Below are 25283 nucleotides of genomic sequence, written 5' to 3' on the forward strand. Positions count from 1 at the left end.
GCGCCCCACAGGTAGAATGGCGCCCTTCCGTTTCGAGCCCGAGCAGAACACATGGCGTTGCCGACCCTAAGGATCATTGGTTTCATCATCGGCATCTTCCTCATCACGCTCGCCGTGGGCATGGCTGTCCCCATGGCCACCCTGGTGATCTTCGAACACACCCGCGACCTGCCGTCCTTTCTCTGGTCGAGCCTGATCACCTTCGTGGCGGGCCTGCTGCTGGTGGTGCCCGGCAGGCCGGAACACGTGCACCTGCGTCCACGCGACATGTACCTGTTGACGGTGTGCTCCTGGGTGGTGGTGTGCGTGTTCGCTGCCCTGCCCTTTCTGCTTACGCAGCACATCAGCTACACCGATGCGTTTTTCGAAAGCATGTCGGGCATCACCGCCACCGGCGCTACCGTACTCAGCGGCCTGGACAGCATGTCGCCCGGCATCCTGATGTGGCGCTCGATGCTGCACTGGCTGGGCGGTATTGGCTTCATCGCCATGGCGGTGGCCATTCTTCCCCTGCTGCGCATCGGTGGCATGAGGCTGTTCCAGACCGAATCCTCGGACCGCTCCGAGAAAGTGATGCCGCGCTCGCACATGGTCGCCAAGTCCATCGTCGGGGTCTATGTCGGCTTTTCCATCTTCGGTGCCCTGGCGTTCTGGTGGGCCGGCATGAGCCCGTTCGATGCGATCAACCATGCCATGTCGGCGATTTCCACCGGCGGTTTTTCAACTTCCGACCAGTCCCTGGCCAAGTGGGACATGCCCGCCGTGCACTGGGTGGCCGTGGTGGTGATGATCCTCGGCAGCCTGCCGTTCACCCTGTACGTGGCCACGTTGCGCGGCAACCGCGGGGCCCTGATCCGCGATCAACAGGTGCAGGGCTTGCTGGGCATGCTGGTGGCGACCTGGGTGATCCTGGGCACCTGGTACTGGTACACCACCAACCTGCACTGGCTCGATGCCTTGCGGCACGTCGCGCTGAACGTGACCTCGGTCGTGACCACCACAGGCTTTGCGTTGGGTGACTACAGTCTGTGGGGCAACTTTTCGTTGATGCTGTTCTTCTACCTGGGGTTCGTGGGCGGGTGTTCCGGTTCGACGGCCGGCGGCATCAAGATATTTCGCTTTCAGGTGGCCTATATCCTGCTCAAGGCCAACCTCAACCAGTTGATTCACCCCCGGGCAGTAATCAAGCAGAAGTACAACGGGCACCGCCTCGACGAAGAAATCGTACGCTCGATCCTCACGTTTTCCTTCTTTTTCGCCATCACCATCTGCGTGATGGCGTTGCTGCTGTCATTGCTGGGGGTCGACTGGATGACCGCCCTGACCGGCGCGGCCGGGACGGTGTCCGGTGTGGGCCCGGGCCTTGGCGAAGTGATCGGGCCGTCGGGTAACTACGCCAAGCTGCCCGACGCCGCCAAGTGGATCCTGGCCGGCGGCATGCTGCTGGGCCGGCTGGAAATCATCACCGTGCTGGTGTTGTGCATGCCGGCTTTCTGGCGTCACTGACTCCGTCGATATCGGTGCCCAGGCGAGCCCGGTACTCGCTGGGCGTGACGCCAAACCAACGGCGAAAGGCCCGGTAAAAGTTGCTAGGGTCGGCAAAGCCAAGCAGGTAGGCGGTTTCCAGCAGGGTCATGTTGGGCTGGGCCAAGTACTGTTCGGCCAGTTCGCGTCGGGTATCGTCGAGCAACGCCTGGAAGCTTGTGCCCTCATCCTGCAACCGGCGCTGCAAGGTGCGCTGGGACAGGTGCAACGCCTGTGCCAGGGTTTCACGCTTGGGCTCGCCCTGGGGCAGGATGCGGCACAGCACCTGGCGCACCCGGTGGGTCACGCGGGTCTCCGAGAAGCGTGCCAGGTATTCACCGGCGAACCGGTCGTGCAATACGGCCATGGCTTCGTTGGCTGTGGGCAGTGGCGCCTCCATGTCAGCCCGCTCGAACACCAGGGCATCATGGGGCGCATTGAAGATCAGTGGGGAATGAAAGGCCACTTTGTAGGGTTCTAGGTGCTTGGGCGGCGGCCCCTGTATCAGCACCCGTCGCGGCTGGACCGGCCGGCCGCTGAGCCATTTGCACAGCGACAGGGCGCAGGCCAGCGACGCCTCGGCACTGTGCCGGGTGGGCGGCAGGTGGTCGCCGTGCACGGTCAGGATCAGCGAATAGCCTTCGGGGGTGAGGATGAAGCTCAAGTCAGAGCTCTCGGCGATGATGCGCTGATAGCGCACCAGCCGTGCGAAGCCTTCGGCCAGCGTGCGGCTGGACATCAGCGCGTAGCCCACTACATGGAAGGATGCCGGCCTGACCACGCGCGCCATGTTCAGGCCGATTGCTTCATTGCCTGATAGCTCCACCGCCAGTTGCCAGAGCCGGGTCATGGCGTCCTGCGGGAAGCGCGCATCCGGATCGTCGAGAGCAGCGAAATCCAGCCCCAGCTGCTTGAACATGGCCTGGCAATCGAGCCCTTCGAGCTCCAGCGCCTTGACGATTCCAGATGCCCAGCTGGCGGAGGTGGTTCTTTCGCTCATGGCACGCTTCTTATGCTGACCGCTCCTGCGGTGAACCCCAAGGATACTCAATTGGCGCCTATTGTCACTGGTACGCCTCGTCAGTGACTCTAGACTCGAATCAGGCTCCACGCCGTGTCTATCATTCCCAGTCAATATTCCGGAGCAGTGTCATGGACCGCACAGCGCAATTCCGAACCTTCGCCGAGTTCTACCCCTACTACCTCGGTGAACACAGCAACCCCACGTGCCGCCGCCTGCACTTCGTGGGCACCAGCCTGGTCATTGCTCTGCTGGCCTACGCCATCGGCAGCGGCAAGTGGATGCTGCTGCTGGCGGTGCCCGTGGTCGGCTACGGCCTGGCCTGGGTAGGGCATTACTTTTTCGAGAAGAATCGGCCTGCGACCTTCACCTATCCCTTCTATAGCTTGCTAGGCGACTTCGCGATGTTCAGGGACGTGCTGCTGGGCAAGGTGCGCCTCTGACGCCAAGGGGCCGGCCTGCAGTATCGACACGGCCGGGGGGGTTAGCGATCGTTGTGACCCAGGTCGCGCTGTGGATCGATCTGATCGCGTACGCGTTGCTTGAGCACTTTTGCTTCAGGGAAGCCGCCATCGGCTTTGCGCTCCCACACCTGCACGCCATCGCAGGTGATGCGAAAAACGCCGCCGGTACCCGGCTGCAAGGCCACCTGCCCCAGGTCCTGGCCAAACGTACTGAGTAGCTCCTGGGCCAGCCAGCCGGCACGCAGCAGCCACTGGCACTGGGTGCAATAGGTGATGACGACTTCAGGCTTTGGCTCGGTCATGGTGATGCGCCTCGCAAACGGTGGATCAGGGCTTTTCCAGGTTGCTCAGAATCTTGGCATGGACCCGCATGCAGACCTCAAGGTCCGCTTCATCGACGCCTGTGAAAAGCTCGATGCGTAGCTGATTGGCGATGGTCTCGATCTGCTCGATCAGGGGCTTGGCTGGGGGGCACAGCAGGATCTTCTTGGCCCGCCGGTCTTCGACAACGGCCTGGCGACGCACCAGCCCCTGCCCTTCGAGACTATCGAGCAACCGTGCCAGGGTCGGGCCCTCCACGCCGACGCTCTGCGCCAGTTCGCGTTGGGTGGGCGCTTCCTCGAACCGTGCCAGGTGCAGCAGCACCAGCCACCGCGCCTGTGACAGGTTGAGGCCGGCCAGACGGCGATCAAGCTCGGCGCGCCAACCACGGGACATCTGGGCAAGCTGCATGCCGAAGCGGTGTTGATTGTCAGTCAGGGGCATAAAGCGACTCGTCGAACAGTTCTAATTGTTAGGCAGCTAATCATGCGCAGCCCGACGAGGCAAGCCGTCGGGGTGCGCTGCTGCAGGGTAAATGTGCGCTGGCGTGACACGGATCAGCAAACCGCTCGGGCCGAGCCGGTAGCGCGCACTGTCACAGCTCGAACTCAGCCGCCAAGGCGGCGCGCACGCAGTGCAGGACGCCGTCTGGCACACGCGATCCGAACAACGGCGCAATGGTGGAAACGGGTGGCAATTCGCCTTCGCCGTCGAGGAAGGCATCCTGGATCTCCGACAGAAGATCTTCCGGCAGGTCCAGCGCCTGTTCAAGGTTAAGCTCCTGACGCCCCAAGGCCTCAGCCAGAAGGCTGTAGACGTTCTTTTCAGTGCAGTCGAGCTGACCGGCGATCTGCGCCGGCGTCATGCCAGCGCGGGCCAAGCTGACCAGTTCATGACGCAAGTCCAGTACCACCTTCGGCGCCTCGGGGGTGCCGCCGCTGCCATTGAGCACTTCCAGGAATGCCTGCCCGTAGCGTTCCAGCTTGCGGGCGCCGACACCGCTGACCTGCGCCATGTCACTCAGGGTCACCGGCTGGCTGCGCAGCATCTCAAGCAAGGTGGAGTCCGGGAAGATGACGTAAGGCGGGACGCGATGCTCTTCGGCAAGCTTGCGGCGCAAGGTGCGCAGCGCTTCCCACAATTCGCGTTCTTCTGCACGCACCAACTGGCTCGCCGGGCTGCCGCCAGAAGACGAGGCCTTGGCTACGGTTTGCGGTTTCAGATCACGGCGCAGTTGCAACGTGACTTCGCCGCGCAGCAGCGGGCGGCAGCTGTCCGACAGGCGCAGGCCGCCGTAGCCTTCCAGGTCGATGTCGACCAGGCCACGGGCTACCAGTTGGCGGAACAGCGAGCGCCAGTCGGCCTCGGCCAGCGCCTTGCCGACGCCGAACACCGACAGCTTGTCATGACCGAAATTAGTCACTTTCTCGGTGCTTTTGCCCAGCAGCACGTCCACCAGATGCCCCACGCCATAGCGCTGGCCGGTGCGAAACACTGCTGACAATGCCTGGCGGGCGGGCTCGGTGGCATCCCACGTCTGCACGTTGTCGACACAGTTGTCGCAGTGCCCGCAGGGTTGTTCCAGCGTCTCATCGAAGTACGTCAGCAAGGTCTGGCGTCGGCAGCGTGTCTCCTCGCACAAGGCAAGCATTGCGTCGAGCTTGTGCTGTTCGATGCGCTTGTGGCGCTCGTCACCCTCGGAGTTCTGCAGCATCTGCTTGAGCATGACCATGTCCTGCAAGCCGTACGCCATCCAAGCGTCCGAAGGCAGGCCGTCACGACCGGCACGACCGGTTTCCTGATAGTAGGCTTCCAGCGACTTTGGCAGGTCCAGGTGCGCGACGAAACGCACGTTGGGCTTGTCGATGCCCATGCCGAAGGCGATGGTCGCGACCATGATCAGCCCTTCTTCGTTGAGGAACCGATGCTGGTTGGCCGAGCGCGTCTCAGCCGGCAGGCCGGCGTGGTAAGGCAGCGCGGGGAAGCCCTGGTCGCAGAGAAACGCAGCGGTTTCGTCGACTTTCTTGCGCGACAGGCAATAGACGATGCCAGCGTTGCCACGGCGTTCGCCCAGAAACGCCATGAGCTGCCTGCGGGGCGCTTCCTTGGGGACGATGCGGTAGAAGATGTTCGGCCGGTCGAAGCTCGAGAGGAAGCGCTCGGCCCCCTGCAGGTGCAGGCGCTGGACGATTTCCTCCCGGGTACGCATGTCTGCGGTCGCGGTGAGCGCAATACGTGGCACATGCGGGAACAGCTCGGCCAGTTGGCCCAGTTGCAAGTATTCGGGGCGAAAATCGTGGCCCCACTGGGACACGCAGTGGGCTTCGTCGATGGCGAACAGCGAAATGTCCAGGTCGCGCAGAAAATCGAGCATGCGCGGTTGCACCAGGCGCTCTGGCGCCAGGTAGAGCATCTTCACCTCGCCGCGGCGCAGGCGCCCAGCCAGTTCCCGTTGTTGCTCGGCATTGAGCGTGGAGTTCAGGGCAGCGGCCGACACCCCCAGTTCATCGAGCGTGGCGACCTGGTCGTCCATCAGTGCGATCAACGGCGACACCACCACAGTCAGGCCTGGGCGCAGCAACCCCGGTACCTGGAAACACAGCGACTTGCCGCCACCTGTGGGCATCAGCACCAGGGCATCGCCACCATTGGCTACGCATTCGATGATCGCTGCCTGGCGCCCTCGGAAGCTGTCGTAGCCGAAGATGTCCTTGAGAACGCGCTGAGCCTGTTCGAGCATGTGCAACTCCAAAAACGCCGTACCACCCCGCTACAGGCTGGACGAAAAACCCGCGCCGCACACGCCGAATGCGTAAGCGGTTTTTGCCAAGGGCCCGACAACGGTGGGCCCTTGGCTGGAAACCGCCAAGTATACCGCACCCGCTCCCTGCACTGGCACCGTTGCGATGGGTGTGTCTTTGCCCCGCTGACGCTGCAAGGTGCTAGAATTCGGTATCGTTTATTCCCAAGGTAGCCCCGTAATGTCCTTCGCCGAGCAACTGACCCGCCTGCAAGCCTTCCTCGACGCCGACGAGCTGCACGAAGAAGCGCTGGACTATGTCGCCGCCCACGGCTACCTCACTGCCTTGTCGATCAACGCCGAAGAGGTGCCCGAGCGCGAATGGATCGACGCCTTGTTCGCCGAAGAACCGCACTACGCCAGCGAGGCCCAACGCGTCGAGATCGAGGCCACGCTGGTTGCCCTCAAAGGCCATATCGCGCGCCAGTTGGCCAGTGATGACGAGTTCGAGCTGCCCTGCGACCTGGATCTGGGCGATGACCCTGACGACTCCGACCTGCGCGGCTGGTGCATCGGTTTCATGGAAGGGGTCTTCCTGCGCGAGGAAGCCTGGTTCGAGAATGCCGAAGAGGAAGTGAGCGAAATGCTGCTGCCGATCATGGTCGGTTCGGGCCTGTTCGACGAGCAGCCTGAATTTGCCGACATCGCCAGCAATGCCAGCCTTCAGGACGACATGATCGTGCAGATTCCCGAGGCCTTGACCGCGCTGTTCCTGTTGTTGCATGCCCCAGAAGAGAAACCGGCCCTGCTCAAGCCCCGTCACCACTAAGCCGGGCATGCGCTACCTGCTGCTGGCCATCGGCTGGCTGAGCGTGGCGCTGGGCGTGGTTGGCATCTTCCTGCCGGTGCTGCCGACCACGCCGTTTCTCCTGCTGGCAGCGGCGTGTTTTGCCCGCAGCTCGCCACGCTTTCACGACTGGTTGGTCAATCACCCTCGCCTGGGGCCCTGGATCCGGGGCTACCTAGGCGGCGAGGGTATGCCCCTCAAAGCCAAGGCCTATGCCATAGGCCTGATGTGGTTGAGCATCGCCGTTTCCTGCTATCTGGTTCCGTTTCCCTGGGCACGGTTGTTCATGCTGGCCAGTGCGGTGGGTGTAACGTTCTACATTCTTCGGCAAAAAACCTACAGACAGCCTGAGTGACAATAATTTGTCGCCAAATATCAATTTGGCCTACCCCGCCATTCTTTTATCTAGATTCGTTCTGGAACTGCCTGCAGCCGCCACTTTGCGCCCGCTCGACAGCGCTTGATGACATCTGAGTCAGCAGCTTCCCTTCGCAGCGTTAGACAATTAATGTCGAACATGGCACGTTGATATGAATAAATCTTCTTACTCATCTCAATGAATGTACTTAGCTGTGGGCTTAAAAACCTGCAACACTATACGGCATCGGAATATAGTCATTTTTTTGGCGATTTGTAGGAAAACCCAGGATCAGGGAGAGGTACCCATGCGTCTTTTGAACCCCATCACCAGTGCGTTGCTGTTGGCTCTGGCAAGTGCTCACGTGCAGGCGATGTCGATCACCGAAGCTGTCCAAAGCGCTGTGGACTACCACCCCCAGGTCAGCTCGAACCGCAACAGCAAGTTGTCTGCCGATGAAGATGTGAAGTTCGCCCGCGGCGGCTACTACCCATCCGTCGACCTGGTGGCGGGCTACGGTCGCCAGCGCTCGGACAACGCCAACACGCGTGCCGAAGGCCGTCATAACAAGGAAACCCTCAACTATTCCCAGGCCGACCTGCGCCTGCGGCAGATGATCTTCGATGGCTTCAACACCTCCAGCGAAGTGGGCCGCACCCAAGCGGTCTCCACCTCCCGTGCGTACTACACCCAGGCAGTGGCTCAGGACGTTGCCTTGCGCGCCATCGAGGTGTACCTGGAAGTGCTCAAGCGCCGCGAACTGGTAAGCCTGGCCAAGAACAACCTGCAAGCCCACCTGCGGGTGAACGACCAGATCGGCCTGCGCAACGAACGGGGTGTCGGCAGTACAGCTGACCTGGACCAGTCCCGTGCCCGTCGCGCCCTGGCGGAGAACAACCTCGATACCGCCGAGGTCGACCTGGCCGATGCCGAGGCCAACTTCTTCAGTGTCGTCGGCCGTGTGCCAGATGAGCTGGAAGACCCGCAAGCGGTCACCGTGCAAATGCCTGCAACGCTGGAAGAAGCCCGTGAAGGCATGCGCCAGAACAACCCTTACATCAAGTCGGCCCAGGCGGACGTGAACGCCGCCGAAGAGCAGTACAAGGTTGCCAAGTCGACCTTCTACCCGCGCTTTGATGCCATTCTGGCCACCGGTGCCAACAACAATACCGGCGGTGAAAAAGGCCACAGCAACAACGACTGGCAGGCAGGCGTTGAGATGAACTACAACCTGTTCCGCGGCGGCAGCGACAAGGCCCGCCTGAACTCCGACGCGCACAAGATCAACCAGGCCATGGACATTCGCAACAATGCACTGCGCGAGCTGACCGAAAACCTGAGCCTGGCCTGGAACGCCTTGAACAACGCCAGCAAGCAGCTGCCTACCGCGCGCGAGTACGCCGACACCACCAAACGGGTGCGCGCCGCCTACCAGGACCAGTTCGGTCTGGGCCAACGTACCCTGCTGGACGTGCTCGACAGTGAGAACGAGCTGTACAACGCGGACCGTCGCTACACCGAGGTGCGCTACACCGAAGCCTATTCCCGCTACCGGGTACTGGCCACCATGGGCGAGCTGTTGAGCAAGCAGCGCATCTCGCTACCGCCTGACGCCTACGCAGCCACCGAAGTGCGCACTGAAGCTCATCTGCCCGAGATGCGCTGACCAGATCGGGGCGTCGCTCAGGGCGCCCCTGTATCCTTGTGATGATTGCGCTCGTAGGTGCCGGCACCCATGGCTTGGATCTGCCCTTCGATCAGGGCCTCGAACGGCGCCAGCACCGCGTCGAAGCTGGCAGGGTACTCCAGCACGTTCAAGGCCTGCACCACCGCCTCGATGGTCGAAAGCGCGCCTGCCTCGGGCGCCTTGCGCAGACGATAGCGTGACGGCGTCACATTCCCCAAGGTGACCTTCGGCAGAGCCGCCAGCAGCGGATTGAGATACATCAGCTTGCGCGCCTTGCGCCAGGTACCGTCCGGCACGACCAGCAACAACGGTGTGTCGTCGGTCTGCGTGTAAGGCCCGAGCGCTTGCGCCCCCTCGCTCGGAAACAACACCACTGGCCGGTAACCCGGCATTGCCAGCCATCGGTCCAGGTCGTCGAATACCTCACCCACGTGCAGCTGCGCATTGATCAAGCCTAACGCTGCCAGGCGAGCCGTGTTCAGCGCATGGGACGCTTCGCTTGGGTGCTGCAACAGCAACACGCGGGTCCTGCTGCCGATCGCAGGTATCAAGGCGCAGAGGCAATGGTCGAGGGGGCGCAGGCAGCGCTCGCAGCGGGGTCTGGACATGAGGTCTCCTTGGCCGCGCAGTGTGCCACAGAACCGCAGATCAACCGGCACGCCTTCAGCCCAAAGCGTGCCCCGCGCAGGTGTGGGCGATCAGCGATTGAAGCGCTCGGCCAGGCCGTAGAGATAGTCGGCCATGCGTTCGAGGTCCTGGCTGATCTGCGCGCCTTGCCGTGCCTGCCCAGCGCTTTGGTCGCACAACTGGGCGATGCGCGTGATCTGCTGGTTGATGTCTTCAGCCACATGGCTTTGCTGTTCGGAAGCAGCAGCCATCTGTTGGCTCATGCCTGTGATCCTGCTGACCGCCTGGGCGATGCCGACCAGCGCGTTCTGCACGGCCTCAACGCTTTGCCTGCTGTCGCGCGCGATGCGCTCGCCGTGGCCGGCGGAGCCCACTGCCCGCTCGGTGCCCGCGCGCAGGGTGGCGATGATCTGATGAATTTCCTCGGTCGAAGTGCGGGTGCGCTGGGCCAGCGAACGGACCTCGTCGGCCACCACGGCAAACCCCCGCCCCTGCTCCCCCGCACGGGCCGCTTCGATGGCAGCGTTAAGTGCCAGCAGGTTGGTCTGCTCGGCAATGGCTGTGATCACATCGACCACGCTGCCGATGGACTGGGTCTGCTGGGCGAGTGCGTTGACGGCCTGGCCAATATCACTGACCGCATCGCTCATACTGTCCATCGCATGCAGGCTCTGCTGGGCCAGCTCACTGCCGCGCTGAGCCAATTGATCGGCGTCGCCGGCGGCATGGGCCGTGCTCTGGACGTTCTGCGTGACCTGCTGGATGGTTGCCGCCATCTCGGCGATGGCAGTGGCGGACTGATCCGTTTCACTGCGTTGACGGTCAAGCATCGAGGCCTGTGTGTCTGACAGTTTGGAGGATTGTGAAGCCCGGTCCTTTACCCCCACGCCTGCATCCTCAAGCCGGGTCAAGGCGGTTTGCAAGCGGGCTTCTTCACTCAGAATGGCCAGATCCATTTGCCCATGCAGCCCGGGGCTGGCGCTATAGGTCAGCGCCACCAGCGGGCTGGTGAAGGCCTTGGGGTGTGCGGCCAACGTGCGCTGTATGGCTTGGCTGTGCTGGCGCTCGATGACGTACCAGGCCAGCAGCAGGCTGGTCATCAATACCGCCAGTGCAGCGTAGGCCGGCAGGCTGGCGTAGGCGAACGCCGATAGCGCTCCGGCGGCGGCAAGCGGCCAGCCAGTCCCCAGGCGTTGGCCCACACGTGCTACCCACGGCAACGGGGCACGGTCACTGCGCAGGCGGGCATACAGGCGCTCGGCACGGGCGATCTGCGCGCGGCTGGGCACTGAACGCACTGACTCGTAACCACTGACGCGGCCTTGTTCGTAGATGGGCGTGACGTAGGCACTGACCCAGTAATAGTCACCGTTCTTTGCTCGGTTTTTGACGATACCCATCCAGGGCTTGCCCTGCTTGATGGTGTCCCACATATGGCCAAACACCGCGGCGGGCATGTCCGGATGACGTACCAAATTGTGGGGCTGACCTACCAGTTCGTCATAAGTGAAGCCACTGATGGCCACGAACGCTTCGTTGCAGTAGGTGATTCGGCTATCGAGATCGGTGGTCGAGATCAGGCGCTGGTCACCGGGGAAGGTTCTTTCATGCTCGGTGACGGGCAAGTTCGTGCGCATCTTCGGCGATCCTTGCAGGATGAAAATGGGAGAAAAGTAGGCGCAAGGTTGATATGTAGCAGAGCGCTTTCAAATAGGAGGCCGTAGCCGCAGGAAATTATTGCATCCTGACGAAATACATCAACGCAATGTTTACGCCAGTGTCGCAGCTGGCTGAAACAGGTCGCAAAGCGCGGGGATGAGTGGGTGAAAGGGGGATATTACGGAGGGAGAAGCAGGGCTCGATCAGTGCTGCCGAAAGCCGTTATGAACAGCCAGAGCCCTAGAGCGGGTGCGCCAAGGAACAAAAACGCCTAATTAGAACAAAGAAGCCGCTCCGCCCCGAAAGGTAGAGCGGCCTTCGCTCGCTCAGCGGCGGCGTGGCTGACGGGGGCGCTGCTTTTCATCAGTCGGGATGGGCACCGGCTGCAAGGGCGGCGGAATCAAACCCAAGGCAACCCCGAGGTCGTGGAGCCAGTTGTACAGTGCTTTATTCATAATGCCCCCTTTACGGGTAAGCCTAACGGCGAATCAGTTTGGCGCTGCCTTATACAGATCATAGCCGCATGTATGGGCTGACGCCTACGTCTGATCTTACAGATGGGGGTGATTGTGACGCCGATCAAGCCGCTTGGGGGATTTCCTGGCACCGCCAATCGTTTCCCTATGTTACTGCTAGGTTCTGGCCTTACCCGACCCATTTGCGCAGTTGCTGCCGTACCCAGGGTTCGGCACTCACCAGAACCACGCCCACGAGCACCAGCACAGCGCCAAGCACGAAGTTCACGGTCAGCGGTTCGCCCAGGATCAACACCCCGAAGGTGACGCCGAACAGGGGCGTGATGAATGAAAACACAGCCAGGTTCGATGCCAGGTACTTGCGCAGCAGCCAGAACCAGGTCAGGTAACTGATGAACGAGACGATTACGCCCTGGAACAACACGCTCCCAATCGCCAGCGGCGTCATGACCACATCGCCGGCCTGCCCCGTGATCAGCCCAATAAGCAGTAAGCCGACAAAACCTACCGCTAGCTGATAGAACAGGGTAAGGGTTGCCGGTGCCTCGGAAAGCCGCGACCCCCTGACCACGACCGTGGTCGCGCCCCACGCCAAGCCGGCGAGTACCCCGAAAGCATCCCCCAGCAAGGTGCGCCCGTCCATGTCGGCCCATGAGGTCCCACCCACAAAGGCCAGTGCAATGCCCGCGAACGCCAGCAGTATGCCTAGCCATTGCAACAGTCTCAGCCGTTCGCTGGGCAGCATGAAATGAAGGCCAAGGGCGGTGAAGATGGGCGCTGTGTACAAGAACACCGACATGTGAGCGGCCGTGGTCAGCTTGAGTCCTTCGGCGATGAACAGAAACTCGAGTCCGAACAATCCGCCCGCCAACACACCTGCTCGCCAAGTCCCCCCTACCTGTTTCCAGTCGCCGCGCCACAGTACCATCAGCCCGACCAGCACCGCAGCGATGCAGTTGCGCAGGGTTGCCTGCATCACTGGGGCAATGTCCACGGCGGCCGTTTTGATCAGCACCTGCTGGCTGCCCCAGATCAGGCAAAGCACCACCATGACCTGAAACGCAAAGGCATCGGGGTTCTTGCGGGCCACGCTCATCGGCGGACCTCGAGACGGTGCAAAGGCATGCGCAGTGATTCACCTGAAAAAAGGGACACGGGATTATCAATTCACGCATGCCTCGCTGGCCAGCTTTAAATGGCACCACCGGCAATCTGCGCCTTGGACGAGACGTGTTCAAAGGTGCTTTCATCCAGCGCATCATCCTGATCATCCAGCACTTGCCGCGGGTGTTCGAAGCCTGGAATGCTGCTGTCGATCAGGCTCATCAGGCGCGACCCTCGCTCGGTCAGCACGAAGTTCTCGCCGTTTCCACCCTCCTCTTCCGGGCGGCTTTGAATATAGCCTCGCTCCAGAAGCAGCTTCTCGTATTCGCAGGCCTGGCTTTTGAGGCGATCCAGGTCACCGACGGGTTCACCCTTGGCCGCCAGGTCAGCGGCGTGCGCTTCGGCATAAGGGCGGGGCGTGAAATTCTGCCCACTGCCGTTCTGCACTTCATGCAACAAGCGTTCGATCAGGTCCCAGTTGTAGATGGTACGCATGCGATTACCTCCTGGTGTGCGTCGAGGATGTACACAGGTGTGGGACCTTTCAAATCTGCGCACGTTCCGCGCAAATGGCCTGGAGGTCACGTGCTTTAGCTGCAATAAGCCACACCGAACCCTGGCCACTTATCCCTGATCGTGAACCAATCGGCTCGCCGCGCCTCAACCGTCCATCAACCACGCCGGAGGAGCAAAGGATGAAACCACTGCTGCGTATCACATGCCTGGTCACACTGTTCAGCGCGTTGCCCGCCTGGGCATGCACGCCCGAAGAAGCGACGCAAAAACGCGAGGAACTGGCTGGGCTGGTGGCTCAACTGACCGAACAGAACCCGACGAAGGCCAAGGAAATGAATGAGGAACTGCAAGGCATGCAATTGGGCACCGCCAGCAAGGACTTGCCGGACAAGTGTCAGTTGATCGACACGCGTATCAAGGAATTGAAAGCGGCCGAAAAAAAGGCAGGATGACGCCAGGACGGTAGCTGCCAGGGCGGCGCTGAGCGCTGCCCTGGCACAGGCACCCGGCCTTACTCGGCCGACGGCTTGCGCTTCTTCAACGGCGCGAGCCCATCGGAGCTGGTCAACGGTGCGTTGGCCCTTGGCTTGGCCGTAGGCTTGCGCTTGGCACTGGCCTTCTTGTCGCCACCTTTCTTGTCCGTTTTCTTCTTTTTGGTGCTGGCAGCTTTACCAGACGCCTTGACTTTCTTGGGCCCGCTATAGGTGCCTTTGACTTCCTTGATGACCCGGCGCTCGAACTGCTGCTTAAGGTAGCGCTCGATGCTGGACATCAGGTTCCAGTCGTTATGGGTGATCAGCGAGATCGCCAGGCCTTCGCCCCCGGCGCGCCCGGTACGACCCACACGGTGCACGTATTCATCGCCGCTGCGTGGCATGTCGAAGTTGATGACCAAGTCCAGGCCGTCGATGTCCAGGCCGCGCGCGGCCACGTCGGTGGCGACCAGCACCTTGGAGCTGCCCTGCTTGAAGCGCTCGATGGCCAGCTTGCGGTCTTTCTGGTCCTTCTCGCCGTGCAGCACGAATGCCTTGACGTCCTTGGCGACCAGGTGGCCATAGATACGGTCAGCCATGGCGCGGGTATTGGAGAAGATGATCGCCTTGTCGAAGGTTTCGTTGGCCAGCAGCCATTGCACGATCTGCTCTTTGTGCTGGTCATGGTCGGCCGTGATGATCTGCTGGCGGGTGCCCTCGGCCAGCTGCGATACGCTGTTGAGCATCAGGTGCTCAGGGTCTTTCAGGACCTTGCCGATCATGTCGCGCAACGCCGCGCCGCCGGTAGTGGCCGAGAACAGCAGGGTCTGCTCGCGGTTTTCGCATTCCTTGCACAGGCGTTCCATGTCCTCGGCAAAGCCCATGTCGAGCATGCGGTCGGCTTCGTCCAGAATCAGCACCTGGACGTGGGACAGGTCGAGGTTGCCGGCGTTGAGCTGCTCGAGCAAACGGCCCGGCGTGCCGATCAGCACGTCCGGCACCTTGCGCAGCATGGCGGCCTGTTCCTTGAAGTCTTCGCCGCCGGTTACAAGGCCCGACTTGATGTAAGTGAACTGCGAGAACAGCTGCACCTGCTTGAGGGTCTGCTGTGCCAGCTCACGGGTGGGCAGCAGGATCAGCGCGCGAATCTCCACACGGCGCTCGCGCAGATCGACCAGACGATTGAGCAGCGGCAGAACGAACGCCGCCGTCTTGCCACTGCCGGTCTGCGCGGTGACACGCAGGTCCCGCCCTTGCAGCGCCAGGGGAATGGCGGCGGCCTGCACCGGGGTAGGCTCGACGAAGTTAAGCTCGGCCACGGCTTTGAGCAGGCGTTCGTGCAAGGCGAATTGGGAGAACACGGAGGTAACCTCAGGCAAGTACGGAAATCAGCTGCATAGGGTAACGTTTTCTAGCGATTTAGCCGAATTTCTTTTGGCATGGGGCTGCCCATCCGCGTTCTAATAACGCCTCGTTTGGCAACAAGACTGTAAGCAAGCCCATGGACATCCAACGCTTCTGGCGCGACTCCCTCGACCTGTGGGGTACCCTCGATCAACACCCCATGCTGCACGCCGCTATCGGCCTGGCCGTACTGCTGGTGATATCGCTGATTCTAGGGCGCCTGGCGCGCTTTCTGGTGCTGCACGGCGCTCGCCTGCTGGCACGCCAGCCTGCCCTGAAATGGCTCGACGACCTGCGGCACAACAAGGTTTTCCACCGCCTGGCGCAGACCACACCGTCGCTGGTCCTGCAGTTCGGGCTCAAGCTGGTGCCAGAGTTGTCCGACACCGCCCAGCACTTTCTGGGCAACCTGGCGTTGGCTTTCACGCTGCTGTTCATGACCATGGCCCTGTCGTGCCTGCTCGATGCCCTGCTCGACATCTATGCCCGCACCGAGCACGCCCGCACACGCTCCATCAAGGGCTATGTGCAACTGGCCAAGATGATGCTGTGGATCTTCGCGGCCATCGTCATCGTCGCCACCCTTATCGACCGTTCACCGTTGCTACTGCTGTCAGGCCTGGGCGCGATGTCAGCCGTGCTGCTGTTGGTGTACAAGGACACGCTCTTGTCATTCGTGGCCAGCGTGCAGCTGACCAGCAACGACATGCTGCACGTCGGCGACTGGATCGAAATGCCCCAGGTCGGCGCCGATGGCGATGTGGTGGACATCACCCTGCACACGGTCAAGGTGCAGAACCACCCGTGAGTTTTCACCGATTGACTGATCCCCGTGAGTTCCCCCGAAAAATGGACAACCACGTCGCTAAGATTTTCCACAAGCTAGGCCACGAGTCTCCCTCCCCGTTACTTCATCAGCAGGCAACGCAGAAAGCCCAACAACTGGGTTATGTGCCGTCGCCTCCCCTTCGCTGCAGCCAACAGAAAATCCGTCAACAGGCTGGTGCGCGCCCCACAGCTATTACAGCCCCCTCCCCGGCAAATGAGGCCATCCTCGGGTGCAGGCCGCTCGGCTAATCAATTTCTCAGAGTGCAGCTAACTCAGACCGATGGAAGCCATACCTACTAGATGACAGAAAGAGAGTTGGTGGGTCTGGAAAGGTGCGGAAGACAAGTGACCATATCTCAGTCGATTTGAGCCACATCCGCTGTGAGAGCCCGATATCAACTTAGGCTCTGCGAGTCCTCGGGAAAAACACATGGAGCGTGCCCCGAACACAGGCACAGTTCGGTTTTACCCATGCTCCTCTCGACTGATGGAGCAGACACTCTGGGATACTTTGTTGATAACCGCACCCTCCTGTCACGATGAGTCCATGTTTTGAGCCTCTGTGAGCATTGCCTAGGCTCTGTACGAAAAGAGATGTCGACGCATGGAACAAGCCAACGAGACCATTGCGGCGTAGCTTTTCGCGAGTTTATCGAAGCGCGTTACGATCGGACGGTTCTCTTTCGGCCGGCCAAACATGCGCTCGATGATGTTGCGCTGTCGGTACTTGGGCCGATCAAAGAGTCTGGGTAAACCAGGCTTAGGCTTGCGCTACATCGAGCGCAGAGGGATGACGGGTTGCATTCGATATTGGTCTCAGTAGCGGCGTAACGCTTCGGCGTCGTAGTCCTTGGTCGGCAAGCAGCCATTTACAGCGTTTGCGCGGGCGGCCAAGTTCGCTTGATGGAATGCTGACTTCGTCCGGCAGAGGCTGGGTGTAGCTGATGTCACTGGCTTGACCGCCAGAGAGAAGGAAGCGCAACGGTGACCCGTTGGCGTCGCAGAGCATGTGGATTTTGGTTGTCAGGCCGCCGCGACTGCGGCCTAGAGCGTGACCGGCAGGCTCGTCAGGCCCCCCTTTTTTTCCGGCGCCAGATGAGGCTCGGGTTACACGTACTGCGGTTGAGTCGATCATCCAGGTTTGCAGATCGATCATGTCTTGCTCATTCAATCTCAGATGCAAGCGTTTGAGCACCTGATCGAACGCTCCCTGATTCCGCCAGCCCCGAAACCGTTGATACACCGTTGACCATGGGCCGAATCGCTCCGACATATCTCGCCACGCTGCACCCGAGCAGAGTACCCAGAGCACGCCATCGAGCATCAGGCGGTCGTTCAGGCGCGGCCGCCCTCGGCCATGGGTTTCGATGAAGAGATCGGAGACTACTCCCTAGGCCTGATCCGAGAGTTCGTAACGTTTTGCTATCACAGAATTCCTTTCCGTCGATGGCGGGGGACTCTACAAAGTCTCAGCGTTCGAGGGGCAACAATTGGGTTTCTCGGGATTTCGTACAGAGCCTAGAAAGCCTGGTAGGCGGGACAATCCCGAATAGTCTCGAGGCCTACTAAATGTGTCCAGCCCAATGCCACAAGAGCTGAGGTCGTTCCAGAGAGTGTCAGCCAGCTCTCCCTAGTAGCTTGCTCGACGACCGTTCATCAGTAACTGCCTTGATCCAATGAAAAACCCGCCATTAACCTAGAGCACGGTTCGCTATTCAATTTTTGCTGACTATAGATAACAAGAGACACGAGACTTATACCGCGACCTGCCACCCTCAGACCTTCAAGGCCTAGAGACACAAGGGCTGGCAGGCCAGCCACAAACAAAAAAATCAAAAAGACATATATATTGTCAATTAAGCACATATTAATTTAAAGACCAAAAAAGCAAATCAGGATACTTTCAGCATACTTTGAATAGTGCTTGACAGGGGGTATTCGAGAACTTTAAATCCCCTGCCCAAGCCCACTCAGCCCGCCTGAAAATGCCTGCAATAGTCAACCGAAAGCCACGCCAGACTCCATACAGGAAGTATCGCTATGTAGTGCTTCCACTCATCTCCGTATTCAAGGCAGAAAAGGCTGCGAATGATGAACGGCCTCAAGCGACGACGGTTATCCAAGGCAAATACGTAATTCAGCCTTTCAAAAGTGACTCGGGCAAGTACGAATTAAGAAACGTCCCGGTCATCCTGAAGCCGGACGGCTCCATATGGCACCACGGGTCTCTCTACCTGCTTTCACGAGCGTCTGAGTACAACCCTCCTTCCGATCAGACGCTTAGATCGTATGCAAAGGGCTTGGTTGACTACATCAACACCTTAGCCGCCGATCAAATAGACTATCTTTCAACCCCAACACGAAAGAGCCTTCGGCCAACCTACCACTACAGGGCTGAGCTTGAAGAAAGAATAAATGGGAACCTACTCGCAGTATCTACGGCCAATTCGCGCATTAGCTCCGTAGTAAACTTCTATCGCTGGATGAAAAATCGACACGATTACCATCCAACTCAAGACCTCTGGATTGAGAAAAAACGATACGTTCGCTTCAGCAACTCGCAAGGGTTTAGCAGCGGCAAAGAAGTCACTACTACAGATCTTAACATAAAACAATCACAAGAGATCAACACAGGTGAGTACATCGTAGATGGCGGAAAGCTATACCCATATAGTGAAGAGCAACAACGCACTCTCGTAAAAGTTCTTTTCGAAATTCAAAACACTGAGATGATTCTGAGTTTTCTATTGGCACTGACTAGCGGCGCACGCTCGCTAGCAACCTACACCCTGCGAACTTCTGACATATTAGATCCAGACGCGGTGAAAGGCAAAGAGGTAGCCATCCAAATCGGGCGCCATACAACCACCGACAACAAAAACAATAAAAAAATGAATATCTATATACCAGCATGGCTAAATCGCCTTATCTACACATATATAAACTCTGAACGCTACAAACGTAGAGTTGCAAAGGCTGGACAACCACCAGAAGGTGCGCAATACGTATTCCTAACATCGCACGGCAACCCATTCCACATATCCAAAGGTGACATGAGGAGAGGGCAGAGCCAACCAATCCAAGAGGGCTATTCAGTTCGGAAATTTATTTCCAGCCGACTTCAGCCTGCCCTCAACAAGCTTGAATCACCCTTCAAATTCCGCTTCCACAATCTTAGGGCGTGCTTTGGCATGAATCTTCTAGAAGAAAAGATTAAAGGTTTACCACCAGGTTCGCACTTGATATCCCGAGCATTAGGCAAAGTACAGCAACGTATGGGACATGCTCATATCTCTACCACAGAGAGATATCTAAACTACCGCGAGGATAGGGAACTGACTTTCCAAGCACAGAGCATGTTCGAACAACACCTGCAAAACATTTCTGAAAATTATGTATACAGTTAAAATCAAATCATATCTACGTCAAGTCTCCGGTATTACTATCGTCGAGATTGACAAGCTATCGATGCAAGAAATCAACGCAAAAATTGATGAGCTTGGCATCCATCAAGTGGCATTTGCGACCAAAGACGAAACAGTATTCCACATAGGATCACACTGTTTTCGCAACCGTTATCGCATTGGAGCCACTGCCCTCTATCAATGCCAGAGGTTCGATCTAATTGAGAGCAGGTGCAAAGCACTGGACGGTTGGGCAAGAAACGCCATCACTGCTGTCAAAACCGGTGCAATCAGCCAACGCACGTTCAGCTCAAATAGTAGTGAACTTAATCAGTTTCTTTGCTGGAGCTACAAAAATGATCACTCAGACCTTTTTGATAGTGCCGAACGTTACTACGAAGCTTACACAGACTACTCCAAATTCGCTTATGACAAACACATGGAAGGGAAATATTCAACCCATACCGCCATGATCAAACAAAGCACACCATTTAATGTACTTTACTGGTTCTTTCCTGAATGCACAATTAACTTCAAGGCAGCGCTTCCTAAAGTACCTTCTAAGTATGAATATAACCCAACCCCTGTCCCGCCGGAGCAACAGGTTGCTCATGGGCTGGGATTATGCACTGAAATTTTCAACGCATTCACGGAAGCCCTGCTGAATGGTTGGAAATATCCGCTCCAAGTTAATTTAATGGGCGAACGCCTTTGGGTGCTCCCTACCCACTGGCTGTGTCATACGCCGAGAGCAACGCCGCCTGAAGCCAGCACATGCTTATGGCACTACAAGTCCGGCACACTGACCCCCCAAACGCACAGATCTAGGATTAAGCGTTACCACGAGGCACTAGAGACAATTGCGGCAGAGAATCAGAACCCTCAAATACTGACCACTCACAGACATCGTTTGGGAAAATGGGCGCATGACAGCTTTGTTCTTATGTTCGCTGCCAACACTGGGATGAACGAACAACAAGTCAGAGATCTGGAATGGTTAACAGGTGAATACGAAATAGTACCAACCGCCCAGGGTTTCAGGACTGTAAAATGGCGCGCAGGCAGGAAAATCCAAAGTTTCACAATCACAACCCGATTTGTAAAAGAGTTTGAACAGTATCTCAAGCTAAGATCATTTTTAACGCGAGAAAGGTCAACAAACTCTTTATTCATGCAAATACCCGCTTTGGTAGAAAAACGGTGGAGACCTTTGCAGCCCAATGCACTTAGAAAGCTTGGAGATGCCATACGTAACTATCTCGATGAGAGCTTCCCCTTTCTGAGCTACCGAAAACTCAGGCTATACAAATATAACTATTTACTGAAAGAGTTCGGAATTGCGGTTGCCAGCCAAATTATGCAAAGCAGTGTCGGCACAATCGCCAAGGCATACTCAAGCGCCGCTGACGATGTAGCCGCCAAGGAGATCAGCGCCTTTTACAATCTTCTAGCTGATGCGCACAAAAAAAGCTGGCAGCGGAAGAAGCAAGCGAGCATCCCATCAGGGCATTGCATTGAGCCGGGCAACGCAATTCCGTTGGTACAAATCGAAGTACCTGTAGCCGAACCCTCCTGCAGCAACTTCATCACCTGCCTTTTCTGCGAGCATTTCGTGGTGCACGCGACTGACAACGACATACGGAAATTGCTCAGCCTTCGATACTTCCTCGGGGAAATACGCAGTCAATCAATTTCAGCTGAAGAGTTTGAAAAGTTAAATGGAGCAACTCTTCAAAAAGTTAACTATATCATTGAAAAACTCAGGAAAACCTCAAACGAATTCAATGCCACAGTAGACACCATTGAGAAAGAGGTTTTTTCTAATGAGCTTTTGACTGACTACTGGGCAGCACTTCTCGACAACCTGGTACGCATTGGAGCCATGAAATGAACTCGACTAACGCTAGAAAGCGTTCAAGCAAAGGCAACGACGCTTACATGAACATGGACGTATCTGAAATAAACAAAAATACTGTGATCAGTCGTGACGCAGATGGAAATATCGTTTCAATTTTTGCTCACAACAAATGGTTCACACCTCATCTGAGCAACCATCACCTCAAGAGTTCCTGGGTGTGCTTTTCCAAATTCAGCACCAAAAACAACATTGAACAAGAAAGTTTGGCCCAAGCAAAGAAAATTATTTGCACTCAGATCAATCGCCCCTCAAGGAGGACGGGCTCTTTCCCTAGTCACGATGGGGTAATGACCAACCACGGCGTTCTTCGCAAGCTCCACACTTTTGCCTCAAAAAACAAGCTGACTCTCGCTCAACTTTTTGAAAACCCAGTTGAACTCGGAGCATACATTCACACCATTGAATCCCTCATTGACCTACGGACTCTCCAGACAATGCTCAACAGGGTAGTTGAGGATTCCATCTACCCTGTATCTCCCCTTGCACTAAAATTGCTTGAACATCTTATCCGAGAGTCAAACGACGAATCTGAACAACACCCTGTCATCCCTGGCAGAATCTTGTTCGCAAAAATGTCGAATTACAAAGATCTTCTCACGGAGTACAACTCTATCGCAGAAAATATTGAAGAGCTCAACTTGAGGGTCGCCTCAAACCCCTACTACGGGAGGATGAAGCAGGTATCCAATGATCCTTTGCGCCCCAATGTTCCTTTCAACCAGGCCATGGACGAATGCGGCCTTACCGAATTCAGCGAAAAATATAATTTCAACCAACTATCAAATATCGGAAACTATCTCAATCGGTGCTATTACGCTTCGAAAATGCTCATACATGTATTCACAGCCATGCGCGAGCGAGAAGCATACCTCCTGAAGGAGGATTGCGTCGAAAATTTATCTGAAGACACTTACGTAGTTCATGGCTTAACCATCAAGCTTACCAAAGAGCCTCGCCCAGCCAAATGGATTACTTCAGCCGACTTCCTCTTTCCATATGAAACGGCAATGAAAATCACGCAACTCATTAAGAAATTCATTCCGAAACACGTCGACACTCAGGACTACCTCTTCCTCTCCGTGTCTTATTTGCCAACATCCAACCAGTACAACAAGAAATCCAAGTCAAAGAAATTAACTCAAGCCAATCTTCCCCCCTCCAAGTTTGAGGAAAATTTCCCAGCAACTCTCATTAGCCCCGAAGACTTTAATGAGCTGGTGATGCTGGATCCTCTCAGGGACTGGCAGTCTCAGGTCGAATTCCAACCGGGTGAAAACTGGCGATTGACGACTCACCAATTTAGGCGCTCAATGGCAGTATATGCCGCACAGAGTGGATTGGTGTCGCTCCCATCCTTGAAGCGGATGCTGCAGCACACCTTGCTTCAAATGTCACTGTATTACACCAAAGGGTTTGCTACAGCCAAATATCTTTTCGAAGATCTCAACCCTGAAACTGCCAAATACTTTAAAGAACACGCTATCCCAGCAGAGGCCAGCCTGTTCTTGAAAGATGTCATCATGGAAGAAGCAACGCTTCATGGCGCCGCAGGCACCTTCTATCAGCGCAATGTTAAAGATTCGTTCCTGGGCAACATCGCCACCAATTTCGCCGAAACACTGAAGAAAGTAAAACAGGGATTACTATCCTATAAAGAAACCATTATGGGTGGTTGTCTCAAGGTAGGTGAATGCTTTGAGCGAGCGCACCATAACTATGTCGCCTGCCTCAACTGCAGCAACGCCTGCATCAAAGAAAACAAGCTTGACCAAGCCGTATTAATACAAGTCAAAGTTATCGAAAGTCTCCCAAAAGGAACGTTCGCGTACAATACCGAGCAGACCAAGCTCAGCATGCTGCAACGCTTCAAAGACAAAATTTCACAGGTGATCGCATGACCTCAGAATCCCTTAACCTTTACCGCTCTGCTCTCCAGCAACTTGTTAGCAGCCAAGCTGTCGCACAAAGCCTAAAAACTTGCTGCTATAATCTAGTCAAAATAACATGTCGTGAGAGGGCTCCGTCCAGATGTAAAGATATTTACTTCCCAGCCCCAATTTCACACAACCAAGCACAGAACACCCGCATTCCTACGGATGACCTGAAATCATGATTTCAGATGTCATTCGTCAGTATGAAGACGCCCTTCAGCGACTTATTGAAAATAAACCGAAAATTTTGCCACCGGGCAGCAAGATCACCATCAACAACGTGGCCTTGGAAGCTGGGCGCGGTAAAGGTTCCATAAGAAAAGATCGAGAGTGCTTTAATCCGCTCCGAGAAAAAGTCAAGGCAGCCGCAGCTAAACAAAAAAAAGAAAACAGCGTAAAGCCCAACAAGGGTGCTGAAAAATTGTTCAAAGATCTTTATCACGATAGTTTAGCCAGGGAATTAATGCTTATTTCTCAGATTGATGAGCTGGAGAAAGACCTTTCAGCATTGAGCAACGTGACGAACATCGCTACGCAGAAGGAAAAGAACAGAAAGGCTGGTGAGAAATGAGCATTCTGGACAAGATCCTAAATTTCTTGTGGCCAGATAAACGGAGTGACTGGGAGAAAAAGCAAGAGCGCTCATTCATCGATGCCGTCAACAAATTGGAAAACTACTATGTGACTGACCGAGGTGGGCTTTCGATGGATCCTGAAGAGGCCAGGGAGGCTATCCTCCGCTTCGCTCAACGGCAGGATGCATTGCCTGATGCAACTTCTGAAACGACGCCAAAGGGCTTGCTCTCTGAACGTAATGCGTGGACGCGCCTGGATGAAGAGTCCGCGATGCGCTACACGCTCCTCGCTTCTGAAAATGGCCTCTTTTCTGTTGTAAGCGCAGAGCGATTTTCAACCACCACTTCCTTCGATGAATCCCAGGCTGGTCGACCTGCTTTGGAGAGCATCGGGAAGGCTGTTACGAGCATGGAGCTGAAATGGCATGCCAGCCTCAAGTCAGCAGTCCAGGCCCATGAGTATGAACCAAAGGGAGTGATCTGATGGGCGGAAAACGAAAGCCGTTTATTACCACCAAGGCGATCAGCGAGGCCATCGTGTGGTCGGGCAAAACAAAAGGATGGACACACCAACTGATCCAAGAAGTGTGGAAGTTATCGTCTCTCCATCTGTCAGAAGCTGTGATTCGAAGCGCTTTTTCCCCGATACTCTCAAAGCCTACTGTCTCAGCGCTATTCAACCGAGATGTGTACGCCGTCGTAGGGAAAGAAGAGCTTCAATTCGAGTGCCCACAAAGCGCTATCAGCGATCCTTGCTACATTCTAAGTGAGATGCTGCGCGATCTGATCCAGAAGCAATGGCCTATGGACAGGCTGCCCCCAATCGACAGCGAATGGAATGACTTTAATGAGGCTCTTTTCGAGACACTCTTTGATTTGGGATTTTCATCGCGTAGCTTGAGAGGATGGAAGCTTGAGCAAGATCTGGGGATGTGAGTTGAAAAAAAATAGATGCCAGAGTAATCTCACTTCGTGTGCGAGGAAGGCTTACCTGGAACCTGCGGTCAGCTTGCGAATCCTATGAGTACCAGGCTAGAACACCCTACTCAACCAATGTGCAATGAATGCTTGTCGTTCAAGCTGACAACGACGCTTTAAGCATTCATAGTCCGGCATGTTGGTTGAGTAGGTTCTAAAGTACACGTCATGTACTATTTACCATCATCCGTTTCTACGTGCATGCCTGTGGAGTTCCAAATGGGCCATTTCTCGCTTCCACTCGCTGACAAACTTCTCCCAGTCCCGGTAGTACGCGCCTTCCACTAGACGTGTTGATCCTCGGCTCGCACATAAGAAGCGCTCTCGCCATGGCTGCGGAATGTCTGGGTCGCGCACAATCAAGGTTCCGCCTGGCCTCTCGGTGGCCGGTACCGATGGGAGTGAGCTGCGCTGATCTTGGGGGTCA

Annotated in this window: 21 protein-coding genes and 4 pseudogenes; 13 read left to right on the top strand and 12 right to left on the bottom strand. The window is 56.8% G+C overall.

Features of this window, described 5'->3' with window-relative positions; translation table 11 throughout:
- Positions 1-51: 51 nt before the first annotated feature.
- A complete protein-coding gene (locus tag FS777_RS11320) occupies positions 52-1506 on the top strand; it encodes a TrkH family potassium uptake protein (RefSeq protein WP_058605590.1) in 1455 nt (484 codons plus the stop codon).
- Here FS777_RS11320 and FS777_RS11325 read toward each other — a convergent pair.
- Positions 1463-2524 (bottom strand): AraC family transcriptional regulator, encoded by a 1062-nt coding sequence (locus tag FS777_RS11325; protein WP_058605591.1) that lies wholly within the window; start codon positions 2522-2524, stop codon positions 1463-1465. The two genes, FS777_RS11320 and FS777_RS11325, sit on opposite strands and share 44 nt — an antisense overlap.
- 152 nt (positions 2525-2676) lie before the next feature.
- Here FS777_RS11325 and FS777_RS11330 point away from each other — a divergent pair, with 152 nt between their 5' ends.
- Positions 2677-2988, top strand: coding sequence for a DUF962 domain-containing protein (locus FS777_RS11330; protein ID WP_058605592.1), 312 nt, complete (start codon positions 2677-2679; stop codon positions 2986-2988).
- A gap of 41 nt (positions 2989-3029) precedes the next feature.
- On the opposite strand, the gene FS777_RS11335 is transcribed toward FS777_RS11330, so the two are convergent.
- The 3 genes from FS777_RS11335 to recQ all read right to left on the bottom strand — a co-directional run bounded on the left by FS777_RS11335 (position 3030) and on the right by recQ (position 6070).
- A complete protein-coding gene (locus tag FS777_RS11335; RefSeq protein WP_058637598.1) occupies positions 3030-3311 on the bottom strand; it encodes a SelT/SelW/SelH family protein in 282 nt (93 codons plus the stop codon).
- Positions 3312-3336: 25 nt separating this feature from the next.
- Complete coding sequence (locus FS777_RS11340; RefSeq protein ID WP_058605594.1) at positions 3337-3774, bottom strand: MarR family transcriptional regulator; 438 nt, start codon at positions 3772-3774, stop codon at positions 3337-3339.
- A 151-nt stretch (positions 3775-3925) separates the two neighbouring features.
- Positions 3926-6070, bottom strand: coding sequence for a DNA helicase RecQ (gene recQ / locus FS777_RS11345; RefSeq protein WP_145255488.1), 2145 nt, complete (start codon positions 6068-6070; stop codon positions 3926-3928).
- A 241-nt stretch (positions 6071-6311) separates the two neighbouring features.
- Between recQ and FS777_RS11355 the strand changes: the two genes are divergently transcribed.
- The 3 genes from FS777_RS11355 (at position 6312) to FS777_RS11365 (ending at position 8941) form a co-directional block, all read left to right on the top strand.
- The gene (locus FS777_RS11355; protein WP_027915890.1) at positions 6312-6899 is read left to right on the top strand and encodes a UPF0149 family protein; all 588 of its coding nucleotides are present in this window, start codon (positions 6312-6314) and stop codon (positions 6897-6899) included.
- A 7-nt stretch (positions 6900-6906) separates the two neighbouring features.
- The gene (locus tag FS777_RS11360) at positions 6907-7272 is read left to right on the top strand and encodes a YbaN family protein (RefSeq protein ID WP_058637596.1); all 366 of its coding nucleotides are present in this window, start codon (positions 6907-6909) and stop codon (positions 7270-7272) included.
- A 310-nt stretch (positions 7273-7582) separates the two neighbouring features.
- Entirely contained in the window at positions 7583-8941 is a 1359-nt protein-coding gene (locus FS777_RS11365; RefSeq protein WP_145255492.1) for a TolC family outer membrane protein, read from the top strand.
- A 17-nt stretch (positions 8942-8958) separates the two neighbouring features.
- On the opposite strand, the gene FS777_RS11370 is transcribed toward FS777_RS11365, so the two are convergent.
- The 6 genes and pseudogenes from FS777_RS11370 to FS777_RS11385 all read right to left on the bottom strand — a co-directional run bounded on the left by FS777_RS11370 (position 8959) and on the right by FS777_RS11385 (position 13323).
- Positions 8959-9570 carry a tRNA-uridine aminocarboxypropyltransferase gene (locus FS777_RS11370; RefSeq protein ID WP_078478910.1) on the bottom strand — a complete coding sequence of 204 codons (612 nt, stop codon included), beginning with the start codon at positions 9568-9570 and terminating at the stop codon, positions 8959-8961.
- Positions 9571-9660: 90 nt separating this feature from the next.
- A pseudogene (locus FS777_RS21905) lies at positions 9661-10635 on the bottom strand (methyl-accepting chemotaxis protein); the annotation flags it as partial.
- Between the two features lie 309 nt (positions 10636-10944).
- Positions 10945-11226 (bottom strand): annotated as a pseudogene (locus tag FS777_RS21910) (PAS domain-containing protein); the annotation flags it as partial.
- 348 nt (positions 11227-11574) lie between these two features.
- Positions 11575-11703 (bottom strand): PA1414 family protein, encoded by a 129-nt coding sequence (locus FS777_RS21780; protein ID WP_023533827.1) that lies wholly within the window; start codon positions 11701-11703, stop codon positions 11575-11577.
- A 190-nt stretch (positions 11704-11893) separates the two neighbouring features.
- Positions 11894-12820 (bottom strand): DMT family transporter, encoded by a 927-nt coding sequence (locus tag FS777_RS11380; RefSeq protein ID WP_145255498.1) that lies wholly within the window; start codon positions 12818-12820, stop codon positions 11894-11896.
- A gap of 95 nt (positions 12821-12915) precedes the next feature.
- Positions 12916-13323 carry a hypothetical protein gene (locus FS777_RS11385; RefSeq protein WP_058637591.1) on the bottom strand — a complete coding sequence of 136 codons (408 nt, stop codon included), beginning with the start codon at positions 13321-13323 and terminating at the stop codon, positions 12916-12918.
- 200 nt (positions 13324-13523) lie between these two features.
- Here FS777_RS11385 and FS777_RS11390 point away from each other — a divergent pair, with 200 nt between their 5' ends.
- Positions 13524-13796 (top strand): hypothetical protein, encoded by a 273-nt coding sequence (locus FS777_RS11390; RefSeq protein ID WP_058637590.1) that lies wholly within the window; start codon positions 13524-13526, stop codon positions 13794-13796.
- A gap of 59 nt (positions 13797-13855) precedes the next feature.
- On the opposite strand, the gene FS777_RS11395 is transcribed toward FS777_RS11390, so the two are convergent.
- The gene (locus FS777_RS11395) at positions 13856-15178 is read right to left on the bottom strand and encodes a DEAD/DEAH box helicase (protein ID WP_058605602.1); all 1323 of its coding nucleotides are present in this window, start codon (positions 15176-15178) and stop codon (positions 13856-13858) included.
- Positions 15179-15318: 140 nt separating this feature from the next.
- Here FS777_RS11395 and FS777_RS11400 point away from each other — a divergent pair.
- Positions 15319-16020: pseudogene (locus tag FS777_RS11400) on the top strand (mechanosensitive ion channel domain-containing protein); the annotation flags it as partial.
- 603 nt (positions 16021-16623) lie between these two features.
- Here FS777_RS11400 and FS777_RS11405 read toward each other — a convergent pair.
- Positions 16624-17419, bottom strand: a pseudogene (locus FS777_RS11405) (IS5 family transposase).
- A gap of 676 nt (positions 17420-18095) precedes the next feature.
- Between FS777_RS11405 and FS777_RS11410 the strand changes: the two are divergent.
- The 6 genes from FS777_RS11410 (at position 18096) to FS777_RS11435 (ending at position 24814) form a co-directional block, all read left to right on the top strand.
- Entirely contained in the window at positions 18096-19457 is a 1362-nt protein-coding gene (locus tag FS777_RS11410) for a site-specific integrase (RefSeq protein WP_256675169.1), read from the top strand.
- 61 nt (positions 19458-19518) lie between these two features.
- Positions 19519-21345 (top strand): integrase, encoded by a 1827-nt coding sequence (locus tag FS777_RS11415; RefSeq protein WP_256675170.1) that lies wholly within the window; start codon positions 19519-19521, stop codon positions 21343-21345.
- 47 nt (positions 21346-21392) lie between these two features.
- On the top strand, positions 21393-23270 hold the full coding sequence (locus FS777_RS11420; RefSeq protein WP_145255507.1) for an integrase: 1878 nt from the start codon (positions 21393-21395) through the stop codon (positions 23268-23270).
- 211 nt (positions 23271-23481) lie between these two features.
- Positions 23482-23874: a hypothetical protein gene (locus FS777_RS11425; RefSeq protein WP_256675171.1), complete on the top strand. Its 393-nt coding sequence runs from the start codon at positions 23482-23484 to the stop codon at positions 23872-23874.
- Positions 23871-24362 carry a hypothetical protein gene (locus FS777_RS11430; RefSeq protein ID WP_145255510.1) on the top strand — a complete coding sequence of 164 codons (492 nt, stop codon included), beginning with the start codon at positions 23871-23873 and terminating at the stop codon, positions 24360-24362. The genes FS777_RS11425 and FS777_RS11430 overlap by 4 nt, the downstream gene beginning before the upstream one ends.
- A complete protein-coding gene (locus FS777_RS11435; protein ID WP_145255513.1) occupies positions 24362-24814 on the top strand; it encodes a hypothetical protein in 453 nt (150 codons plus the stop codon). The genes FS777_RS11430 and FS777_RS11435 overlap by 1 nt, the downstream gene beginning before the upstream one ends.
- Positions 24815-25283: the final 469 nt, after the last annotated feature.

The organism is Pseudomonas sp. DE0157 (genome assembly GCF_007678615.1).
GTDB classification, from domain to species: Bacteria; Pseudomonadota; Gammaproteobacteria; order Pseudomonadales; family Pseudomonadaceae; genus Aquipseudomonas; species Aquipseudomonas parafulva_B.